The sequence below is a fragment of the Streptomyces sp. PA03-1a genome (assembly GCF_033792805.1).
Classification (GTDB): domain Bacteria; phylum Actinomycetota; class Actinomycetes; order Streptomycetales; family Streptomycetaceae; genus Actinacidiphila.
The window spans coordinates 30580-49699 of the sequence record NZ_JARAVO010000036.1; the positions used below are offsets into that span (position 1 = coordinate 30580).

Here is a 19120-nt window from a genome sequence, read left to right on the forward strand (position 1 = left end):
GACGCCGGGCGTCCTCAGGCCTGGCCGAGCATCCGCTCCAGGACGGCGCGCTGCACGGGCTTGACCTCCTCGTGGCGCACCCGGCCCGCCTCGGTCAGCGCGACCCGCACCCCGCGCCGGTCCTCGCTGCAGATCCCCCGGCTGACGAGGCCGTCCTTCTCCAGCCGGCCGACCAGCCGGGAGAGCGCGCTCTGGCTCAGGTGCACGCGGTCCGCGAGCTCCTGGACGCGGTAGGTGCATCCGCCGTCGTCGGGGTTGCCCTCGGCGAGCAGGTCGAGCACCTCGAAGTCGCTCGCCCCGAGTCCGTGCGGGTTCAGCTCACGGTCGAGTTCGCACGCGGTGCGCGCGTGCAGGGAGAGGACCTCCCGCCACCGCTCCACGAGCACATGCTCACTCTTCACGCCGGTCATGGCCGCAGGATACCAGAAAATCAACACTAGATGTACGCACATTAAATGCGCTTGCATCTGATGCACATGCATGTAATGTTCCTCGGCATGACCTCTCCGCACACCGCCGTCCCCGGTTCCGACGGGCGCTGGAGCGCCCGGCAGTGGGGCACCCTGCTGGTGCTCTGCGCCGCGCTCTTCCTCGACGCCCTGGACGTCTCGATGGTCGGCGTGGCCCTCCCGTCCATCGCGGACGACCTCGACCTGTCCACCTCGTCGCTCCAGTGGGTCGTCAGCGGCTACATCCTCGGCTACGGCGGCCTGCTGCTCCTCGGCGGCCGTGCCGCCGACCTGCTCGGCCGGCGCCGGGTCTTCCTCGTCGCGCTGGCCGTGTTCGCCCTCGCGTCCCTGCTCGGCGGACTCGTCGACTCCGGTGAACTGCTCATCGCCAGCCGCTTCATCAAGGGTCTGAGCGCGGCGTTCACCGCCCCGGCGGGACTGTCCATCATCACCACGACCTTCGCCGAGGGACCGGTCCGCAACCGCGCCCTCAGCATCTACACCACCTGCGGCGCGACCGGCTTCTCCATGGGTCTGGTCCTGTCCGGCCTGCTGACCGAGGTGGGCTGGCGCTGGACGATGCTGCTGCCCGCGCCCGTGGCCGTCCTGGCCCTCGTGGCCGGCATGCGGCTGATCCCGTCGAGCCCCCGCGAGCGGCACACCGGCCGCGGTTACGACCTGCCCGGCGCCCTGACCGGCACCGGGGCGATGCTGCTGCTGGTCTTCACCGTCGTCCAGGCCCCCGAAGCGGGCTGGAGTTCCGCCCGCACCCTGCTCTCCTTCGCCGCCGTCGCCGTCCTGCTGGCGTCCTTCGCGGTGATCGAGCACCGCAGCAGCCACCCGCTTATCCGGCTGGGCGTCCTGCGCTCGCCCCACCAGATCCGCGCCAACCTGGGCGGCGCCGCCTTCTTCGGCTCCTACGTGGGCTTCCAGTTCCTCGTCACCCAGTACATGCAGTCGCTGCTGGGCTGGTCGGCGCTGCAGACCGCGCTCGCCTTCCTGCCCGCGGGGGCGCTGGTGGCGCTCGCCTCCACGCGCATCGGTCCGCTGGTGGACCGCTTCGGCACACCGCGGGTGATCGCCACCGGGTTCACCCTGCTGTTCGTGGGCTACGTGCTCTTCCTGCGCGTCGACCTCACCCCCAGTTTCGCCGCGGTGATCCTGCCGTCCATGCTGCTGCTGGGCGCCGCGTGCGCGCTGGTCTTCCCGTCGCTCAACATCCAGGCCACCAACGGCGTGCGCGACGAGGAGCAGGGCATGGTCTCCGGCCTGCTGAACACCTCCTTCCAGGTGGGCGGCGCCATCTTCCTCGCGGTGGTGACCGCCGCGATCACCGCCGGGTCCGATGACGGCCACCCCGCCTCCCCGCAGGCGGTGCTCGACAGCTACCGCCCGGGGCTGGTCGTGGTCAGTGCGATCGCCCTGGCCGGACTGCTGATCACCCTCACGGGGCTGCGCCGCAGGGTGTCGTACGGCTTCGTGGTCGCCTCCTCCGACACCGCCACGCCGGTGGGCGAGGAGCGCAAGGTCCCGGTGCGGGACTGACCTGCTCGCCGCCTGGGGGCCCGTGCGGACCACGGTCCGCGCGGGCCCCTGCGGCTCAGCCGAGCCAGCCCGGCCGCACCAGACCGGATTCGTAGGCGAGGACGACGAGTTGGGCCCGGTCCCGGGCGCCGAGCTTCACCATCGTGCGGCTGACGTGCGTCTTGGCGGTGAGCGGGCTCACCACCAGGCGGCGCGCGATCTCCTCGTTGGACAGACCGATCCCGACCAGGGCCATCACCTCGCGCTCCCGCTCGGTGAGCCGGTCGAGTTCCGCCGCGGCCGAGGGCTCCTTCGACCGGGCGGCGAACTCGGCGATGAGCCGTCGGGTCACGCCGGGCGACAGCAGCGCGTCGCCGTCCACCACCGCCCGTACGGCACGCACCAGTTCCTCCGGCTCGGTGTCCTTGACCAGGAAGCCCGAGGCGCCCGCCCGGATGGCCTCGAAGACGTACTCGTCGAGCTCGAACGTGGTGAGGATGACGACCCTGACCCCGGTCAGCGCCGCGTCCTCGGTGATCAGGCGGGTGGCCTCCAGTCCGTCCATGACGGGCATGCGGATGTCCATCAGCACCGCGTCCGGGGTGAGTTCGCGGACCAGGCGCAGCGCCTGGGCGCCGTCGGAGGCCTCCCCCACGACCTCGATGTCTGGCTGGGCGTCCAGCAGGGCGGCGAAGCCGGCGCGCACCAGGAGCTGGTCGTCGGCGAGCAGGACCCGGGTCATGGGTTCTCCTTGTCGGGGGCGGGCGCCGCCGCGGCGCCGGCGGCGAGCGGCAGACGGGCCAGGACGCGGAACCCGCCGTCGGCACGGGGTCCGGCCTCGACCGTGCCACCGAGCGCCGCCGCCCGCTCGCGCATGCCGAGCAGGCCGTTGCCGCCACCGGAGTCGGGGGCGTGGTCGGCGGTCGTGGTGGCGGGGCCGTCGTCGTCGACCCGCAGCTCGACGGCGTCCCGGCGGCGGGTGACGTGGACGCGGGCGGTACGGGAGCCGGAGTGGCGGATGACGTTCGTCAGCGCCTCCTGGACGATGCGGAACGCCGCCAGGTCGACGCCGGGTGGCAGGGCGCCGGTGCGGCCGTCGCGGGTGATGTCGACGGCCAGGCCCGCGCCCGCGGCCTGTTCGAGCAGTTCGGGCAACCGGTCCAGGCCCGGTGCGGGCGAGCGGGGTGCCTCCCCGGGGCTGCGCAGGGTGCCGAGCACCTGGCGGACCTCGCCGAGCGCCTCCTTGCTGGCCGCCTTGATGGTGGTCAGTGCCTGCCGGGCCTGCTCGGGGCGTTCGTCCATGAGGGCGAGCGCGACCCCCGCCTGCACGTTGATGACCGAGATGCTGTGCGCGAGCACGTCGTGCAGCTCGCGGGCGATGCGCAGCCGCTCCTCGTCGGCGCGGCGCCGCTCGGCCTCGGCCCGCTCCCGCCGGTCGCGGACGAACTGTTCCCTGCGCAGCCGCCACAGCTCGGCGACGGCGAGGATCGCCAGCAGCCAGGCGGCGGCCCCCGACACCTGGGCCCACGAGGCGGCCTCGTCCCCGGCGGGCGGCAGCCAGCGGTACAGCCACACGGTGATGAGCAGGTAGGCCGTGTACAGGGCGGCCGCGATGATCAGGACGGCTCTGCGGCGACCGGCGGCGACGGCCGTGAAGTACGCGGCGACGATGCTCAGGAAGACCGGACCGTACGGGTAACCGGCGGCGACGTACGCGAGCGTGACGGCCGAGACGGCGGCGGCGACCGCGACGGGCGCGCGGTTGCGCCACAGGAGCAGCACCGGCCCCGCGAGCAGGAGCGTGTACCCGAAGTGGCCGAGGGTGACCCGGTCGGGCGCGTTGTGCGCGGCGGCCGTGGTGCCGACCACCTGGACGACGGCGATGACCAGCGACGAGACCCACGGGCGGCGCAGGCGCTCGCCGCCGTGGGAGTGGCCGGGCCCGGTGTGGCGCCACCAGGGCCCCCAGGGCGGGCCGCCGCCCCGTGTCACGTCGTCGGTCATGCGGCCACGCTAGACCGGGGGGCGGCGGGTCGGCGTCCGGTCGGCGGGGTGATCGCGTCTACTCCCCGTGGAGTACGCGCTCACGGCGGAGCCCCGCCTGGTGCGCGAGGCCCGCGACGGCGTGGTCGAAGAAGTCGTCCCGCGCCTCGACCACGTTGTTGAACTGACCGAACACCTCGAAGCTGACGAGGCCGAACAACTGCGCCCAGGCGGCCACGAGGGAGGGGATCGCCCGTGCCGGCAGGTCGCGGTCGAGGTCCTTGCTGAGCCGCCAGGCGTCGGCGTGGGCGGCCTCCGACAACGGGGCGTCGGCCGGGGCGGCGGCGAGCGCCCCGGCGGTGTGGGCCTGCTCGGCCACGGCGATCAGTGCCAGCCCGACCCGGGACGCGGGTCCGATCGTGTCGAGCGGCGCGGAGTAGCCGGGCACGGGGGAGCCGTAGATGAGGGCGTACTCGTGCGGATGCCCGAGGGCCCAGCGGCGTACGGCCCGGCAGACCTCGCTCCAGCGCTCCACAGGGTCGCCGCCTGCGCGGGCCAGGGCTTCCTCGGCGGCGGCGCCCACCGCGTCGTAGGCGTCGATGATGAGGGCGGTGAGCAACTCGTCCCGGCTCGGGAAGTAGCGGTAGAGCGCGGAGGAGACCATGCCCAGCTCCCGCGCGACGGCGCGGAGCGAGAGCCTCGAGGCGCCTTCGTCGGCGAGCTGCCGGCGCGCCTCTTCCTTGATGGCCGCGGTCACTTCGTCGCGGGCCCGTTCCCTGGCCGTCCGGATGACGCTCATGCGATCAGTGTACGCACGAATGGAGCGGCGACCAAGAACGAGAGCAGTGCTCTTGCCGTGGAGCGGCAGGACGTGCACACTGTTCTCAAGCGAGAGCACCGCTCACGGACCGCCCTCGGTCCACGGCCCGCGCGTCACGGAGGAGTCCTCATGTCCGAGCACGTCATCAAGCCCGGCTGGTTCACGGTCAACGTCTTCAACCGCGCCGTGGCCTGGCTGACCCGCCGCGGTCTGAGCGTGTGGGGCTCCCGCGTGCTGGCCGTCCGCGGCCGCAAGAGCGGGGAGTGGCGGCGCACCCCGGTCAACCTGCTGGTGGTGAACGGGGAGCGCTACCTCGTGGCGCCGCGCGGGCACGTCCAGTGGACGCACAACATGCGCGCCGCCGGCGGCGGTCAGCTGCTGCTGGGCAAGAAGGTCGAGGAGTTCAGCGCGACCGAAGTCGGCGACGACGTCAAGCCCGAGGTGCTGCGTGCCTACCTCAGGCGCTGGAAGGCCGAGGTGGGCGTGTTCTTCGGCGGCGTGGGGGCGGACTCCACCGACGAGGAACTGCGCGCCATAGCCCACAAGCACCCGGTCTTCCGCATCACCGAGCTCCGGCCCGTCAGCTGAAGCGGACCTCCACCTTCTCGAACCCCAGCGAGGTCAGCAGCTGTTCCAGCATGGCCCGGGTGTTGGTCTCCGCCCGCTTCGCCAGTTCGGTGGACTTGGCCGCCTGCTGGATCTTCTTCGCGGCGAGTTGCTGGACCTGCTGTTCGTCCCCCGGGTGGGAGGAGAAGAAGTCGCCGAGCCGGTCGAAGAAACCGCGCTCCTGGGCCACCACGTAGGAACGGTCGGGGTCGAGCGAGGCCCGCTCGAGTTGGGCGTGGGGCAGGGTGATGACGGCGGAGGTCCGGTCCTCGGAGACGGTCACGCCCTTCGGGCCCACGTCACCGAGGTCCACGTAGGCGTCGACACTGCCGGACCCCACGTAGAGCGTGCGCCTGCCGCGCACGGCGTCGGGAAGGAACTTGGCGTCCTTCTCCAGGTCGACCACGACCTGGAACTGGCCACTTGCTCCTTCGAAGCGGCTCATGTCCTGGATCGCCTTGAGCACCACGGGACCACTGCGGTCCTTGGTCTCCTCGGCGAAGGGATTGGGCAGACCCGGTATCAGGTCCGCGCGCGCGACCAGGAACAGAAGTCCGCCGAGCACGACGAGCCCGGTGAGTGTACGCACCCACCACGGCAGTCTTCCGTCTACGTTCCTCAAGGGCATGACGAGGACACCTCCCATAACGTCTCTGCCCCTCAACTCCGCCTTTATGACGCCCAGGAGGGTGCCATCAGGAGGTCAACGACGGTCGAACGACTCCAGCGCGCGACGGGCCAGCGGATGCGTACGGACCAGCTCGGCGAGCGAGCTGGAACCGCGGGTGATCTTAGCGAAGGCGTTCCACGCCGGGGGGAGGGTTGTGAGAGCCGCGTGCAGCAGACCCGGACGCTTCTCGAAGACGCCCAGCATCCGGCGGCCGACGCCCATCTCGACCCCGAGGCCGGCCTTGACGGCGAACGCGTAGTTCAGGGCCTGGCGACGCGCGTCCACCGCGTCGCTCGCCTCGGCGATCCGCACCGCCCACTCCCCCGCCAGGCGGCCGGAGCGCAGCGCGAAGGAGATGCCCTCGCGGGTCCACGGCTCCAGCAGGCCCGCCGCGTCACCGCAGACCAGCACGCGGCCGCGGGAGAGCGGGGAGTCGTCGGCGCGGCAGCGGGTGAGGTGGCCGGAGGAGATGCTCGGCTCGAAACCGGCCAGCCCCAGCCGGCCGATGAAGTCCTCCAGGTAGCGCTTGGTGGCCGCCCCCTCGCCGCGCGCCGAGATGACGCCGACGGTCAGGGTCTCGCCCTTGGGGAAGACCCACCCGTAACTGCCGGGCAACGGGCCCCAGTCGATGAGCACCCGGCCCGCCCAGTCCTCGGCGACCTCCGCGGGCACCGGGATCTCGGCCTCGAGCCCCAGGTCGACCTGGGCCATCTTGACGCCGACGTGGGCGCCTATCCGGCTCGCCGAGCCGTCGGCGCCGACCACCGCGCGGGCGAGGATCGTCTCGCCGTCGTTGAGCACCACCGCGACGGTCCGCCGGTCCGGGACGGAGGTGCCGTGCTGTTCGACCCGGGAGACCTGGGCCCCGGTCCGCAGCCGCGCGCCCGCGTCGACGGCCGCGTCCACCAGCTGGGCGTCGAACTCGGGCCGGTTGATCAGCCCGAAGAGCATCTGCCGCGACCGGCGGGTCCGGCTGAGCCGGCCGTTGAGGCTGAAGGTCACCGCGTGCACCCGGTCGCGCAACGGGAGCTCGAAGCCCGGCGGCAGCGCGTCGCGGGAGGGCCCGATGATGCCGCCGCCGCAGGTCTTGTAACGCGGGAGTTCGGCCTTCTCCAGCAGGAGCACACGGCGTCCCGCACTTGCCGCGGCGTAGGCCGCCGAGGCCCCGGCCGGTCCGGCACCCACCACGACGACGTCCCACACCGGCGTACCGTCGACGTCCTCCGCCGAACCGCCGTCCTGCGCCTGGTACTCGCTGCTCACGTGTGCTTCCGCTCCCGTTCGACCTGCCGACTGCCGTCGCCCCTGCTCAGCCGCATACTAATCCGCGGGGTGAGCGAGGCCGCCTGTGGCACCATCGATCACGACCACCGGTCCACGAACATCGCGTTCGACCCTGTCCCACCCATCAGGAGCGCCCATGTCCGCCGCACCACTCGCCGCAACCGTCGCCGCACTGATGCCGCGGGCCAGGACCGAGCTGGCCGAGCTGGTGTCGTACCGCTCGGTGGCGGATCCGCGGCAGTTCCCCAAGAGCGAGTGCGAGCGAGCCGCCTCCTGGATCGCCGACGCGCTGCGTGCGGAGGGCTTCGAGGACGTCGCCCTGCTGGACACCCCGGACGGCACGCAGTCGGTCTACGGCTACCTGCCCGGGCCGGAGGGCGCGCCCACGGTGCTGCTGTACGCGCACTACGACGTGCAGCCGCCGCTGGACGAGGCCGGCTGGCTGTCGCCGCCGTTCGAGCTCACCGAGCGCGACGGCCGCTGGTACGGGCGCGGCGCGGCCGACTGCAAGGGCGGCCTGATCATGCACCTCACCGCCCTGCGCGCGCTGCGCGAGAACGGCGGGGTCCCGGTCGGCGTGAAGATCATCGCCGAGGGCTCGGAGGAGCAGGGCACCGGCGGTCTGGAGCGCTACGCGGAGGAGCACCCCGAACTGCTCGCCGCGGACGCGATCGTCATCGGCGACTCCGGCAACTTCCGCGTCGGCCTGCCGACCGTCACGGCGACCCTGCGCGGCATGGCGCTGGTCGACGTCAAGGTGACCACCCTGGAGGGCAACCTGCACTCCGGCCAGTTCGGCGGTGCCGCACCGGACGCACTGGCCGCCCTGGTCCGCATCCTGCACACGCTCCACGACGACTCCGGTGCCTCCACCGTGGCGGGCCTCACCGCCGACGCCGCCTGGGACGGGCTGCAGTACGACGAGGGCGACTTCCGCGCCGACGCCAAGGTGCTCGACGGCGTCGAGCTGATGGGCACCGGCACGGTCGCCGACCGCCTCTGGGCACGTCCGTCCGTCACCGTCATCGGCATCGACGCCCCTCCCGTGGTCGGCGCCACGCCGTCCGTGCAGGCCACCGCGGGTGCCAAGGTCAGCCTCCGGGTCCCGCCGGGCGTGGACGCCCAGCAGGCGGCCAAGCTGCTGATCGCCCACCTGGAGGCGGCCGCCCCCTGGGGGGCCCGCGTGGAGGTCACCCAGGTCGGCAGCGGCCAGCCGTTCCGCGCGGACACCTCCAGCCCGGCGTACGCCTCCATGGCGGAGGCGATGCGCACCGCGTACGGCACGCAGATGGAGATCGCCGGTATGGGCGGCTCGATCCCGCTCTGCAACACCCTGGCGACGCTCTACCCCGAGTCGGAGATCCTGCTGATCGGCCTGAGCGAGCCGGAGGCGCAGATCCACGCGGCGAACGAGAGCGTCTCCCCCGAGGAACTGGAGAAGCTCTCGCTCACCGAGGCGCTCTTCCTCCAGAAGTACGCCGCCAAGGCCGTCTGAGCCCCGGTGGGCGGCCGGGACGCGCCCGCCGCCTCTCAGCCGCCCACCGGCACGCCCGCCTCCAGGTTGAGCACGGTGGCCCGCTCCCGCGCCCGCAGCGCCCAGCGCAGCCGGGTGTGCCGGACCGGCGGCAGCATGGAGGCGGCCTCGTCCTCCGTGGCGAAGCGCCAGCCCCGCAGCTCGGCGCCGGGCAGCAGGAGGCGCTCGGCGTCGGCGGCGGGCAGCCGCCCGCCGTCGAAGAGCAGCCGCAGACCGCCGTATCCGGGCGGCAGCGGCGGTTCCCAGTCGACGACCAGCAGCCGGGGCACCGCCGGGAGCCGCAGTCCGAGTTCCTCGGCGACCTCCCGCATGCCGGCCCGGGCGGGCGGCTCACCGGGCTCGACGACCCCGCCGGGGAATTCCCAGCCGGGCTTGTAGGTCGGGTCGACCAGCAGCACCCGGTCGTCCTCGTCGAAGAGCAGCACGCCCGCCGCGAGGGTCTCGGCGGTGGGCTCCGGGGTCTGCACGATGTCGCAGGAGCCCGCGCCCTCCCGTATCGCCTCGGCGATCCGCTCGGCCGTCGCGCGGGAGGTGAGCCCCGCGGTGTCGACGACGTGGGCGTCCGCCGTGAGCCAGGGCAGTGCCTCCTGGTAGGCGGGCAGGTGGTCCAGACACCAGGCGCGGACCCCCGCGCTGGCCTCGGCGTCGCCCGGGATGTCGGCGCGCTGGTCGATCCGCTCCCGCAGAACCGTTTCCTCAGCGTGCAGCAGCACATGCCGCACAGTGATCCGGCGGGCCGCGAGCCCGCCGAAGATCTCGTCCCGGTACTCCTGCCTCAGCAGGGTCATCGGCACCACCAGCGGTCCCCCGCCCACCTCGGCGAGCAGCGCGGCGGCGGTGTCCACGACCAGCTTCCGCCACGCGGGCAGCTCCTGGTAGTCGGAGACCTCGCCCAGCCGCTTCTCCGGGAGCATCAGCCGCAGTCCGCTGCCGACGAGTTCCGGATCGTAGAGCACGCTGCCCGGCAGCAGTTCGAGCAGTTCGCGTGCCGCAGTGGTCTTCCCCGCGCCGAACGTGCCGTTGAGCCAGACGATCACGGTGCCCCCTCTTCCGTAGCCCGGTAGCCCCCTACGAATTGCCCGGATCATCGGCGTCGGCAAACGCGCAGGCCCGGCCATCGGCGCATACCGGCGGCTTCGGCACCCGCGAACCCGGTGGTCAGCCCTCCTTGGACCCCGGGGTCAGTCGGGCGATGAACTGCCTCCGCAGCAGCATGGTGGTCCCGGCCCGCGACGGCCTCGTCGTCGCCTCCCGCGACCACCACGAGCTCGGCCGCACGCCTCGGCCGATCGTGGAGATCCACGTGTTCCTGGACGGCGTCGGCACGCACCACGCCTGCCTCGTCCACCGCAACGACCGGATCGTCGCGCTGTTCCGGACGACGACACCTCTGCCGACCCGGTGGGCGGACGCCCGCAGCGACGCGGCCATGGCGCGCCTGCTCCGCCTGGGCTTCACGCTCGGGCCCGAGGTCGACAAGCCCGAGAAGCAGGCGCGACCGACCTCGCCCACCGGGCCGTGACGTGCGCGTCGCGACGTCCACGAGGGCAGCGCGCGACGACGCGGGGGCACGAGTGTGCGCTCCCGCGCGAACGGGTGAATCTCCTCCTCCGCGAGGCACACCGGACCTCGCCCCCGGCCGTAGGCCAGGGGAGGGACTGCGACGAGCCGGACTAGGCCCCGGTCGCGAAGGCCTCCAGCCGCAGCGCCTGCGCCGCGGCGGCGGCCGCGCCGACCAGGCCCGCGTCCGTGCCGAGCACGGCGGGAACGACCTTCACCCCGGAGGCGAACGACAACGTGGCGTACCGGCGCATGTGCGCGCGGAGGGGCTCGAAGAGCAGCGGGCCGGCGCCCGCGACACCGCCGCCGATCACCGCGACGTCGATCTCCACCAGGGTGGCCGTCGCGGCGATGCCCGCGGCCAGCGCCTGCGCCGCACGGTCGTACGAGGCGAGGGCGAGGGCGTCGCCCTCACGGGCGGCCCGGGCGACGGCGGCGGCGTCCGACTCCTCGCCGTGGGCCGGACGCCAGCCGGACTCCAGGGCGCGCCGCACGATGTTGGGCCCGCTGGCCAGGCGCTCGACACAGCCTCGGCTGCCGCAGGGGCACACGTCCCCGTCGAGGTCGACGCTGATGTGGCCGATGTGCCCGGCGTTGCCCGTCGGGCCGGGGTGGAGCTTGCCGCCGAGGACGAGACCGCCGCCGACGCCGGTCGACACCACCATGCACAGCGCGTTGTCGTGCCCGCGGGCGGCGCCCTGCCAGTGCTCCGCCGCGGTGATCGCGATGCCGTCGCCGGTGAGGACGACGGGCAGCCCGCCGACGCGTTCGCCCACCTGGGCGACCACGGGGAAGTCCCGCCAGCCGGCGATGTTGACCGGGCTCACCGTGCCGCGGGAGGCGTCGATCGGCCCGGCGCTGCCGATGCCCACCGCGACGACCCGCGGCCAGCCCGCGGACTCCCGCAGCCCGGCCAGGACCTCCGCGAGCGATCCCATCACCGTCGCCGCGTCCCGGTCCGCGGGCGTCGGGCGCTGCACGCGTACGAGCAACTCGCCGCGGGCGTCCACCAGGGCACCCGCGATCTTGGTGCCGCCGATGTCCACGGCGGCGATCAGCGGGCCCGCACCGGCGGCACCCGACGGCGGGACGATGGACTCGGCAGAGCTCTCGAACGGCATGGGCGTAGTGTCGCCCTTTGTTGACAACGTTGTCCAGCCCATAGGATCACGCCGTGACCGATATTCCGCGTACCGCCCGTCCCACCATGAAGGATGTCGCGGCCCGGGCCGGTGTCGGCCTGAAGACGGTATCGCGTGTCGTCAACGAGGAACCAGGCGTCACCGAGGACACGATCTCGCGTGTCCAGGCGGCCATCGACGCCCTCGGATTCCGCCGCAACGACAGCGCGCGGCTGCTCCGCAAGGGCCGTACGGCCAGCATCGGGCTGGTCCTCGAGGACCTCGCCGACCCCTTCTACTCCCCGCTCAGCCGGGCCGTCGAGGACCTGGCACGGGCGCACTCGACGCTGCTGTTCACCGGATCGAGTGCCGAGGACGCGGACCGCGAGCAGGAACTGGTGCTCGCCTTCTGCGCCCGGCGTGTCGACGGGCTGGTCATCGTGCCCGCCAGCGAGGACCACCGCTACCTCGAACCGGAGATCGCGGCCGGCGTGGCCACCGTGTTCGTGGACCGCCCCGCGGGCGGCATCGACGCGGACGTGGTCCTCAGCGACAACGCAGGAGGCACCCGCGAGGGCGTCGCCCACCTCATCGCCCACGGGCACCGGCGCATCGGCTTCATCGGCGACCTCCCCCGCATCCACACCGCGGCCGAGCGTCTGCGGGGCTACCGCGAGGCGATGGCCGCCGCCGGGCTCCCCGTGCACGAGGGCTGGGTCTCCTGCGGGCCCACCGCCCCCGACCGCGTCCGCGCCGCCGTGGAGTCCATGCTGAGCGGCCCGGAGCCGGTCACCGCCCTGTTCGCCGGCAACAACCGGATCACCGTGACCGCGGTCCGGGTCCTCGCCGACCGGCCCAGCGTGGTCGCCCTCGTGGGCTTCGACGACTTCGAGCTCGCCGACCTGCTGCGCCCGGCGGTCACCGTCGTCGCCCAGGAGCCCGGACAGCTCGGCCGGACCGCGGCCGGCCTGCTCTTCCAGCGGCTCGACGGCTCGGCGGGCCCCCCCAAGCGGGTCGAGCTCGCCTGCCGCCTGATCCCGCGCGGTTCGGGCGAGCTCCCGCCCGTGCCGTGACGGCGCGGCGGACGGTTCAGGACGGCTCCTCCTCGACCAGCCCGCAGGTGAAGCCGAAGGACTCCAGGGCGCGGCGCCGCGCCGGGTCCGGCTCGGCCGCCGCCAGGTCGTCGAGCACCCGCAGGAACCGGGCGCGCTGACGGGGTGGCAGGTTGTGGAGCACCCACCCGGCGTGCTCCGCCGTCCGCACGGCGACATCGGCGGCGACCTCGCCGTCGGCGTAGGTGTCGAGGAAGTGGACGACGTCCACGACGATTCCGGCGAGTACCGGCACGAGCGGGTCGGTGTCCGTCGCCGGGGCACCGTGGCCGAGCGCGTGGCGCGGGCGCGCCGTGCCCGGACCGTCAGCAGGCATGTGCCATGGCGGTGAAGGTCAGCGAGGTGAAGGACCCCGGCCCGCCGTCGTACGCGACCGTCACCGTCCAGCCACCCTTTCCGAGGTTGACGTACGTACCGCCGCCGGGGCTGTTCTCCCGGCGCAGTTCCGTCCACCCGTGCTCGCGCAGGACCGCCGTCACGGCGGCGTACTCCCGCTGGCCCGCCCCCTCGGCGGCCGCCCAGGCGAGCATGCACTGCTCGCTGGGCCGGTCGGACTCCTTGTCGGTGGTCACGGTCAAGCCCATCACGGTGTTCTGCGACCTGTGTACGCCGGACTGGTCCGCCGCCGCGTCGAGTTCCGCCTCCACCGCGGCGCGGCTCAGGGGAACCGCCGTCACGGGCACGGCACTTCCCGGCCCTGCCGCGAACGCGGCGAGCACGGTGACGGCGCCCACCCTGAGCAGCGCTCGCGTCACCGGCGAGCGGGGCGCCGGTTCCCAGCCGATCTCCTCCACCACGACACCATCCCACGACGGACGGACAACCGGCACGCACCGGCCGGCCGTTGACACCCCACCCCGTGAAACGATTCGATACCGGCCTGCCGCTCACCGACCTGCCGCTGGACGAACTGCGCCGCTACGCCCCGGAGATCGCCGAGCCCGGGGACTTCGACGCCTTCTGGGCCAAGACCCTGACCGCCGCCCGCGAGGCGGGCACCGCCCCGGCCGAGTACCGCGCGGTCGACTCGCCGCTGGCCACGGTCGAGGTGTTCGACGTGCGCTTCCCGGGCTGGGGAGGCCAGCCGGTCGCGGCCTGGCTGCTGCTGCCCCGCGGGGCGGCCGGGCCGCTGCCGGGGGTCGTCACGTACATCGGCTACGGCGGCGGGCGCGGGCTGCACCACGAGAACCTGCTGTGGAGCGCCGCGGGCTACGCCCATCTGGTCGTCGACTCCCGCGGCCAGGGCCACGACACGCCGGACCCCGACCCCGCCCCGGGCCCGCAGTACGTCGGCGGGTTCATGACCCGCGGCGTGGAGGGCCCGGAGCACTACTACTACCGCCGCCTGATGACGGACTGCGTACGCGCCGTGGACGCCCTGCGCGCGCACCCGGCCGTCGACGCGGGCCGGGTCGTCGTCTCCGGCGGCAGCCAGGGCGGCGGGCTCGCCCTGGCGGTGGCCGGACTGGCCCCGGACGCGGTCGCGGCGGCCCTGGTCGACGTGCCGTTCCTCTGCCACTTCCGGCGGAGCGCGGAGACCGCCACCGAGGGGCCGTACCCGGAGCTCGCCCAGTACCTCGGCGTCCACCGGCGCATCGACCCCGAACGGCTCTTCGGCACCCTCGACTACTTCGACGGTGTCCACTTCGCCCCGCGCGCCACCGCGCCGGCGTTGTTCAGCGTGGGCCTGATGGACCCCGTCTGCCCGCCGTCGACGGTGTTCGCCGCCTACAACCGCTACGCGGGGCCCAAGGACATCACGGTGTGGCGGTTCGGCGACCACGGCGGCGGACGCGGCTCCCAGCCGTACGAGCAGATGCTGTGGCTGCGCGGCCTCGGGCTCGCCCCTGCCACGGACCGGTAGCCGCCGCTCCCGCAGGTGGCACGCTCAGGCGCAGGACGGGCACAGGCCGCGGTAGGTGACCTCGGCCGCGGAGACCGTGAAACCGAAGCGCTCGTCGGCCGGGAGGTCGGCCAGCGGGTCGCCGGTGGGGTGGACGTCGCGGACGGTGCCGCACCTGGAGCACACCAGGTGCTGGTGCGGACGGTGCGCGTTGGGGTCGTAGCGTTTGGCCCGGCCGTCGGTGGAGACCTCTATGACCTCACCGAGGGAGACCAGCTCGCCCAGGGTGTTGTAGACGGTCGCCCGGGAGATCTCGGGCAGCAGCCGCGCCGCGCGGGCGTGCACCTCGTCGGCCGTGAGGTGCACGTGGTCGCCGTCGAGGACCTCCGCGACGACACGCCGCTGGGACGTCATGCGCCAGCCGCGCCCGCGCAGTCGCTCCAGCAGGTCGCTCATGTGTGCTCACCCGTTCCGCTCGGTGGACGTCCGGAATTCACCCCGTGGACGCGTCCGGGTTCTGATCGCCTAGGGAATTGACGCTCTTCTTGACTTGGACTGCGTCCATCGTAGGATCGGTTCCGGCGCCAGCCAAGGGACAGGAAGACTCCAGTACGGCAGAAGAGAGAGACGTGACGGGACCACCGCCGAGCAGCCGCGCGGTGCCGCCTGGGAGTTACGGGCGCCCGCGTCGCACTGCCGCAGCCGGTCCGGGACCCGCTCTCCCTGTCATGCCGCCGGTGAGGCCCCCGTGCGCTCACCGCGACGGCCCCCGCCCGAACGCGTCCGACGGCCCGCAGTCCTGAGCACCGTGATCCGCCAGGTCCGGAAGGATTCCCATGTCTGAGAACCACGAAGCAATCGTCACAGACGCCAAGACGGAGGGTGTGAACGGCTGCCCCGTCGCGCACGGGCGCGCCCCGCACCCGACCCAGGGCGGCGGAAACCGGCAGTGGTGGCCGGAACGGCTGAACCTGAAGATCCTCGCCAAGAACCCCGCGGTGGCCAACCCGCTCGGTGAGGACTTCGACTACGCCGAGGCGTTCAAGGCCCTCGACCTCGCTGCCGTGAAGCAGGACGTCCTCGAGGTCCTGACGACCTCTCAGGACTGGTGGCCCGCGGACTTCGGCCACTACGGCCCGTTCATGATCCGCATGGCCTGGCACAGCGCGGGCACCTACCGCATCAGCGACGGCCGCGGCGGCGCCGGCGCCGGCCAGCAGCGCTTCGCCCCGCTCAACAGCTGGCCGGACAACGGCAACCTCGACAAGGCCCGCCGCCTGCTGTGGCCGGTGAAGAAGAAGTACGGCCAGAGCATCTCGTGGGCCGACCTCATGATCCTCACCGGCAACGTCGCGCTGGAGTCGATGGGCTTCGCGACCTTCGGCTTCGCCGGCGGCCGCGAGGACGTCTGGGAGCCGGAGGAGGACGTCTACTGGGGCCCCGAGTCCACCTGGCTCGGCGACCAGCGCTACACCGGCGACCGCCAGCTGGAGAGCCCGCTCGGCGCCGTCCAGATGGGCCTGATCTACGTCAACCCGGAGGGCCCCAACGGCAACCCGGACCCGATCGCCGCGGCCCGCGACATCCGTGAGACCTTCCGCCGGATGGCGATGAACGACGAGGAGACCGTCGCCCTCATCGCCGGCGGGCACACCTTCGGCAAGACCCACGGCGCGGGCCCCGCGGACAACGTCGGTCCCGACCCCGAGGCCGCCTCGATGGAGGAGCAGGGCCTCGGCTGGCGGAACAGCTACGGCACCGGCAAGGGCGCCGACGCGATCACCAGCGGTCTCGAGGTCACCTGGACCAGCACCCCGACCCAGTGGGGCATGGGCTTCTTCGAGAACCTCTTCCGCTACGAGTGGGAGCTGACGACCAGCCCCGCCGGCGCCAACCAGTGGGTGGCCAAGGACGGTGCCGGCGCGGGCACCATCCCCGACGCGCACGACTCCTCCAAGAGCCACGCCCCGACGATGCTGACCACGGACCTCTCGCTCCGGTTCGACCCGGTCTACGAGCAGATCTCGCGTCGCTTCCTGGAGAACCCGGACGAGTTCGCGGACGCCTTCGCCCGCGCGTGGTTCAAGCTGACCCACCGCGACATGGGCCCGGTCGTACGCTACCTCGGTCCCGAGGTCCCGTCCGAGACCCTGCTGTGGCAGGACCCGCTGCCCGCGCGGACGCACGGGCTCGTCGACGCCGCCGACGTCGCCGCCCTCAAGGAGCAGGTCCTCGCCTCGGGCCTCACCGTGTCGCAGCTGGTGTCCACCGCGTGGGCGTCGGCCTCGTCCTTCCGCGGCAGCGACAAGCGCGGTGGCGCCAACGGCGCCCGTCTGCGCCTGGAGCCGCAGCGCGGCTGGGAGGTCAACGAGCCCGACGAGCTCGCCGTGGTGCTGCGCACCCTGGAGGGCGTCCAGGAGTCCTTCAACGCGGCGCAGTCCGGCGACAAGCGGATCTCGCTGGCCGACCTGATCGTGCTGGCCGGTTCCGCCGCCGTCGAGAAGGCCGCCGCGGACGGCGGTCACCGCGTCGAGGTGCCCTTCACGCCGGGTCGTGTGGACGCCGCCCAGGACCAGACGGACGTGGAGTCCTTCGCGGCGCTCGAGCCGGCCGCCGACGGGTTCCGCAACTACCTCGGCAAGGGCAACCGCCTGCCGGCCGAGTACCTGCTGCTCGACCGGGCGAACCTGCTGACCCTCAGCGCCCCCGAGCTGACGGTCCTCGTCGGCGGTCTGCGCGTCCTGGGCGCGAACCACGGGCAGTCGTCGCACGGCGTCTTCACCGCGACCCCCGGGTCGCTGACCAACGACTTCTTCGTCAACCTGCTCGACCTGGGCACGTCGTGGAAGGCGACCTCCGAGGACCAGTCCACCTTCGAGGGCCGTGACAACGCCACGGGCGAGGTCAAGTGGACCGGCACCCGTGCCGACCTCGTCTTCGGCTCCAACTCCGAGCTGCGCGCGCTCGCGGAGGTCTACGCGAGCGACGACGCGAAGGCGAAGTTCACCGAGGACTTCGTCGCGGCGTGGGCGAAGGTCATGGACCTCGACCGGTTCGACCTCGTCTGATCGTCCACCTCTGCAGGACGGCCGGGCCGGCCCCCGCTGGGGCCGGCCCGGCCGTCTTCGCGTGGAGGGTCCTCAGACGGCGGGGCCGCCGCGGCCCGCGAGGGCGTCGAGGTCGGCGCGGGTCAGCCCGGTGGCGGTGGCGACCTCCGCGAAGTCCACGGCGCCGCAGTCGAGTCCGCGCAGCAGGTAGCCGCTCAGGGCGCGGGCGGTGGCGGGTTCGTCCATGACGTCGCCGCCGGCCTTGGCGACGTACGCCGCGAGCCGGGCCGCCGCCGCGTCCAGGCCTTCGCGGTAGAAGGCGTAGACCGCGGCGTACCGTGTCGGCAGATGCGCGGGGTGCATGTCCCACCCCTGGTAGTACGCGCGGGCCAGCGAACGGCGGACCAGGCCGTAGTGGAGCCGCCAGGCCTCGTGGACCTGGGGGCCCGGGCCGACGGGCAGCACATTGGTGGAGCCGTCGGAGAGCCGTACGCCCGTGCCGGCGGCCGCCACCTGCATGACGGCTTTGGCGTGGTCCGCGACCGGGTGGTCCATGGACTGGTACGCCGCGCTGACCCCGCACGCGGCGCTGTAGTCGAAGGTCCCGTAGTGCAGCCCCGAGACGCGGCCTTCGGCGGCGTCGATCAGCCGGGCGACCGTGGCCGTGCCGTCGGGCCCGAGGATGGACTGCGTGGTCTCGATCTGGATCTCGAACCCGAGACGTCCGGCCGGGAGTCCGCGTGCCGTCTCGAACTCCTCGGCGAGCCGCACCATCGCCGTGACCTGCTGGGGGAAGGTGACCTTGGGCAGGGTCAGCACCAGGCCGCCCGGCAGCCCGCCGGAATCCATCAGGCCGGTGAGGAAGATGTCCAGGGTGCGGATGCCGCGGTCGCGCACGGCGGCCTCCATGCACTTCATGCGGATGCCGACGTACGGGGGCGCGGTCCCGTCCGCGACGGCTGCGGCCACGAGCCGGGCGGCGCGGGCGGCCGCCGCGTCCTCCTCGGCGTCGGGCCGGGTCCCGTAGCCGTCCTCGAAGTCGATCCGCAGGTCCTCGACCGGTTCGCGCCGCAGCTTGGCCCGTACGCGGTCGTGGACGGGCGCGGCGAGGGCGGGCGACAGGCCCAGCACGCCGGCGAGCCGCACCGCGTCGGGGGCGTGCTCGTCCAGGGCGGCGAGGGCGCGGTCGCCCCAGCTGCGCACGGTGTCGGCGGCGAAGGCGTCGGCGGGGACGTAGACGGTGTGCACGGGCTGCCGGGTGCCCGGGTCCCCGGGGTAGCGGCGGGCGAGTTCGGCGTCCACGGCGGCGAGCGAGGCGTCGACGTCCTGCCGGACCGCGTCGCCGAGCGATGTGCGGACCGTCTCGTTCTGCGCCATCGGGCACCCTCCCGGTCTTCAACAAATCGTTGAAGTGAAGCTAACGCCCCCTCCGTCGCACCGTCAACGACCCGCGGGGGGAGCCAGGAAGCGCCGGAGCCCCGTGGTGCCGTCAGGGGGCGTCACGGGGCTCCGGTGGGTGTGTGCTGCCGGCCGGTGGTGTGCCGGGGTCAGCCCTTGCGGGCGGTGA

At 73.2% G+C, this 19120-nt stretch carries 19 protein-coding genes; 7 read left to right on the plus strand and 12 right to left on the minus strand.

The annotated features are described in order from the left end of the window. Positions 1 to 14: 14 nt before the first annotated feature. Positions 15 to 410: a MarR family winged helix-turn-helix transcriptional regulator gene (locus PV341_RS10790; protein WP_500324352.1), complete on the minus strand. Its 396-nt coding sequence runs from the start codon at positions 408 to 410 to the stop codon at positions 15 to 17. Positions 411 to 497: 87 nt separating this feature from the next. Between PV341_RS10790 and PV341_RS10795 the strand changes: the two genes are divergently transcribed. Further along, positions 498 to 1994 (plus strand): MFS transporter, encoded by a 1497-nt coding sequence (locus tag PV341_RS10795; RefSeq protein ID WP_500357496.1) that lies wholly within the window; start codon positions 498 to 500, stop codon positions 1992 to 1994. A gap of 55 nt (positions 1995 to 2049) precedes the next feature. Here the strand turns inward: PV341_RS10795 and PV341_RS10800 are convergent, their stop codons facing one another. From PV341_RS10800 to PV341_RS10810, 3 genes are read right to left on the minus strand one after another with little or no spacing between them, the layout of a single operon-like run. Next, complete coding sequence (locus PV341_RS10800; RefSeq protein WP_499510704.1) at positions 2050 to 2715, minus strand: transcriptional regulator; 666 nt, start codon at positions 2713 to 2715, stop codon at positions 2050 to 2052. Beyond that, positions 2712 to 3977, minus strand: coding sequence for a sensor histidine kinase (locus PV341_RS10805; RefSeq protein WP_500357497.1), 1266 nt, complete (start codon positions 3975 to 3977; stop codon positions 2712 to 2714). The genes PV341_RS10800 and PV341_RS10805 overlap by 4 nt, the downstream gene beginning before the upstream one ends. A gap of 58 nt (positions 3978 to 4035) precedes the next feature. After that, positions 4036 to 4755 carry a TetR/AcrR family transcriptional regulator gene (locus PV341_RS10810; RefSeq protein WP_500324355.1) on the minus strand — a complete coding sequence of 240 codons (720 nt, stop codon included), beginning with the start codon at positions 4753 to 4755 and terminating at the stop codon, positions 4036 to 4038. A gap of 150 nt (positions 4756 to 4905) precedes the next feature. On the opposite strand from PV341_RS10810, the gene PV341_RS10815 reads away from it, so the two are divergent. Beyond that, complete coding sequence (locus PV341_RS10815; protein WP_500357499.1) at positions 4906 to 5364, plus strand: nitroreductase/quinone reductase family protein; 459 nt, start codon at positions 4906 to 4908, stop codon at positions 5362 to 5364. On the opposite strand, the gene PV341_RS10820 is transcribed toward PV341_RS10815, so the two are convergent. Continuing rightward, positions 5357 to 6028, minus strand: coding sequence for a DUF4230 domain-containing protein (locus tag PV341_RS10820; protein WP_500357501.1), 672 nt, complete (start codon positions 6026 to 6028; stop codon positions 5357 to 5359). The two genes, PV341_RS10815 and PV341_RS10820, sit on opposite strands and share 8 nt — an antisense overlap. A 57-nt stretch (positions 6029 to 6085) precedes the next feature. Further along, on the minus strand, positions 6086 to 7315 hold the full coding sequence (locus PV341_RS10825; RefSeq protein WP_500324358.1) for a geranylgeranyl reductase family protein: 1230 nt from the start codon (positions 7313 to 7315) through the stop codon (positions 6086 to 6088). A 157-nt stretch (positions 7316 to 7472) separates the two neighbouring features. Here PV341_RS10825 and PV341_RS10830 point away from each other — a divergent pair, with 157 nt between their 5' ends. Continuing rightward, positions 7473 to 8831: a dipeptidase gene (locus PV341_RS10830; RefSeq protein ID WP_500324359.1), complete on the plus strand. Its 1359-nt coding sequence runs from the start codon at positions 7473 to 7475 to the stop codon at positions 8829 to 8831. Positions 8832 to 8866: 35 nt separating this feature from the next. Here the strand turns inward: PV341_RS10830 and PV341_RS10835 are convergent, their stop codons facing one another. Continuing rightward, positions 8867 to 9907 carry an NUDIX hydrolase gene (locus PV341_RS10835; protein WP_500324360.1) on the minus strand — a complete coding sequence of 347 codons (1041 nt, stop codon included), beginning with the start codon at positions 9905 to 9907 and terminating at the stop codon, positions 8867 to 8869. Between the two features lie 155 nt (positions 9908 to 10062). Here PV341_RS10835 and PV341_RS10840 point away from each other — a divergent pair, with 155 nt between their 5' ends. Beyond that, on the plus strand, positions 10063 to 10392 hold the full coding sequence (locus PV341_RS10840) for a hypothetical protein (RefSeq protein WP_500324361.1): 330 nt from the start codon (positions 10063 to 10065) through the stop codon (positions 10390 to 10392). 151 nt (positions 10393 to 10543) lie between these two features. Here PV341_RS10840 and PV341_RS10845 read toward each other — a convergent pair whose 3' ends face one another. After that, positions 10544 to 11551, minus strand: coding sequence for an ROK family protein (locus PV341_RS10845; RefSeq protein WP_500324362.1), 1008 nt, complete (start codon positions 11549 to 11551; stop codon positions 10544 to 10546). Positions 11552 to 11637: 86 nt separating this feature from the next. Here PV341_RS10845 and PV341_RS10850 point away from each other — a divergent pair, with 86 nt between their 5' ends. Further along, a complete protein-coding gene (locus tag PV341_RS10850; protein ID WP_500324494.1) occupies positions 11638 to 12624 on the plus strand; it encodes a LacI family DNA-binding transcriptional regulator in 987 nt (328 codons plus the stop codon). A 16-nt stretch (positions 12625 to 12640) separates the two neighbouring features. Here PV341_RS10850 and PV341_RS10855 read toward each other — a convergent pair whose 3' ends face one another. After that, positions 12641 to 12979 (minus strand): hypothetical protein, encoded by a 339-nt coding sequence (locus tag PV341_RS10855; RefSeq protein WP_500324363.1) that lies wholly within the window; start codon positions 12977 to 12979, stop codon positions 12641 to 12643. After that, positions 12969 to 13460: a hypothetical protein gene (locus PV341_RS10860; protein WP_500324364.1), complete on the minus strand. Its 492-nt coding sequence runs from the start codon at positions 13458 to 13460 to the stop codon at positions 12969 to 12971. Before PV341_RS10860 ends, PV341_RS10855 begins: the two co-directional genes overlap by 11 nt. Before the next feature lie 83 nt (positions 13461 to 13543). Between PV341_RS10860 and PV341_RS10865 the strand changes: the two genes are divergently transcribed. Further along, a complete protein-coding gene (locus PV341_RS10865; RefSeq protein ID WP_500324365.1) occupies positions 13544 to 14527 on the plus strand; it encodes an acetylxylan esterase in 984 nt (327 codons plus the stop codon). 24 nt (positions 14528 to 14551) lie between these two features. Here the strand turns inward: PV341_RS10865 and PV341_RS10870 are convergent, their stop codons facing one another. After that, positions 14552 to 14962 (minus strand): Fur family transcriptional regulator, encoded by a 411-nt coding sequence (locus PV341_RS10870; RefSeq protein ID WP_500324366.1) that lies wholly within the window; start codon positions 14960 to 14962, stop codon positions 14552 to 14554. Positions 14963 to 15342: 380 nt separating this feature from the next. Here PV341_RS10870 and katG point away from each other — a divergent pair, with 380 nt between their 5' ends. Continuing rightward, entirely contained in the window at positions 15343 to 17574 is a 2232-nt protein-coding gene (gene katG / locus PV341_RS10875; protein ID WP_500324367.1) for a catalase/peroxidase HPI, read from the plus strand. Positions 17575 to 17646: 72 nt separating this feature from the next. Here katG and PV341_RS10880 read toward each other — a convergent pair whose 3' ends face one another. Beyond that, on the minus strand, positions 17647 to 18930 hold the full coding sequence (locus PV341_RS10880; protein WP_500357503.1) for a DUF6986 family protein: 1284 nt from the start codon (positions 18928 to 18930) through the stop codon (positions 17647 to 17649). Positions 18931 to 19120 lie beyond the last annotated feature (190 nt).

Bases quoted from the DNA above. Each gene is read 5' to 3' on its own strand.
- PV341_RS10790 (WP_500324352.1), bottom strand. From the start codon at position 410: ATGACCGGCGTGAAGAGTGAGCATGTGCTCGTGGAGCGGTGGCGGGAG.
- PV341_RS10795 (WP_500357496.1), top strand. From the start codon at position 498: ATGACCTCTCCGCACACCGCCGTCCCCGGTTCCGACGGGCGCTGGAGC.
- PV341_RS10800 (WP_499510704.1), bottom strand. From the start codon at position 2,715: ATGACCCGGGTCCTGCTCGCCGACGACCAGCTCCTGGTGCGCGCCGGC.
- PV341_RS10805 (WP_500357497.1), bottom strand. From the start codon at position 3,977: ATGACCGACGACGTGACACGGGGCGGCGGCCCGCCCTGGGGGCCCTGG.
- PV341_RS10810 (WP_500324355.1), bottom strand. From the start codon at position 4,755: ATGAGCGTCATCCGGACGGCCAGGGAACGGGCCCGCGACGAAGTGACC.
- PV341_RS10815 (WP_500357499.1), top strand. From the start codon at position 4,906: ATGTCCGAGCACGTCATCAAGCCCGGCTGGTTCACGGTCAACGTCTTC.
- PV341_RS10820 (WP_500357501.1), bottom strand. From the start codon at position 6,028: ATGGGAGGTGTCCTCGTCATGCCCTTGAGGAACGTAGACGGAAGACTG.
- PV341_RS10830 (WP_500324359.1), top strand. From the start codon at position 7,473: ATGTCCGCCGCACCACTCGCCGCAACCGTCGCCGCACTGATGCCGCGG.
- PV341_RS10840 (WP_500324361.1), top strand. From the start codon at position 10,063: ATGAACTGCCTCCGCAGCAGCATGGTGGTCCCGGCCCGCGACGGCCTC.
- PV341_RS10845 (WP_500324362.1), bottom strand. From the start codon at position 11,551: ATGCCGTTCGAGAGCTCTGCCGAGTCCATCGTCCCGCCGTCGGGTGCC.
- PV341_RS10850 (WP_500324494.1), top strand. From the start codon at position 11,638: ATGAAGGATGTCGCGGCCCGGGCCGGTGTCGGCCTGAAGACGGTATCG.
- PV341_RS10855 (WP_500324363.1), bottom strand. From the start codon at position 12,979: ATGCCTGCTGACGGTCCGGGCACGGCGCGCCCGCGCCACGCGCTCGGC.
- PV341_RS10870 (WP_500324366.1), bottom strand. From the start codon at position 14,962: ATGAGCGACCTGCTGGAGCGACTGCGCGGGCGCGGCTGGCGCATGACG.
- katG (WP_500324367.1), top strand. From the start codon at position 15,343: ATGTCTGAGAACCACGAAGCAATCGTCACAGACGCCAAGACGGAGGGT.
- PV341_RS10880 (WP_500357503.1), bottom strand. From the start codon at position 18,930: ATGGCGCAGAACGAGACGGTCCGCACATCGCTCGGCGACGCGGTCCGG.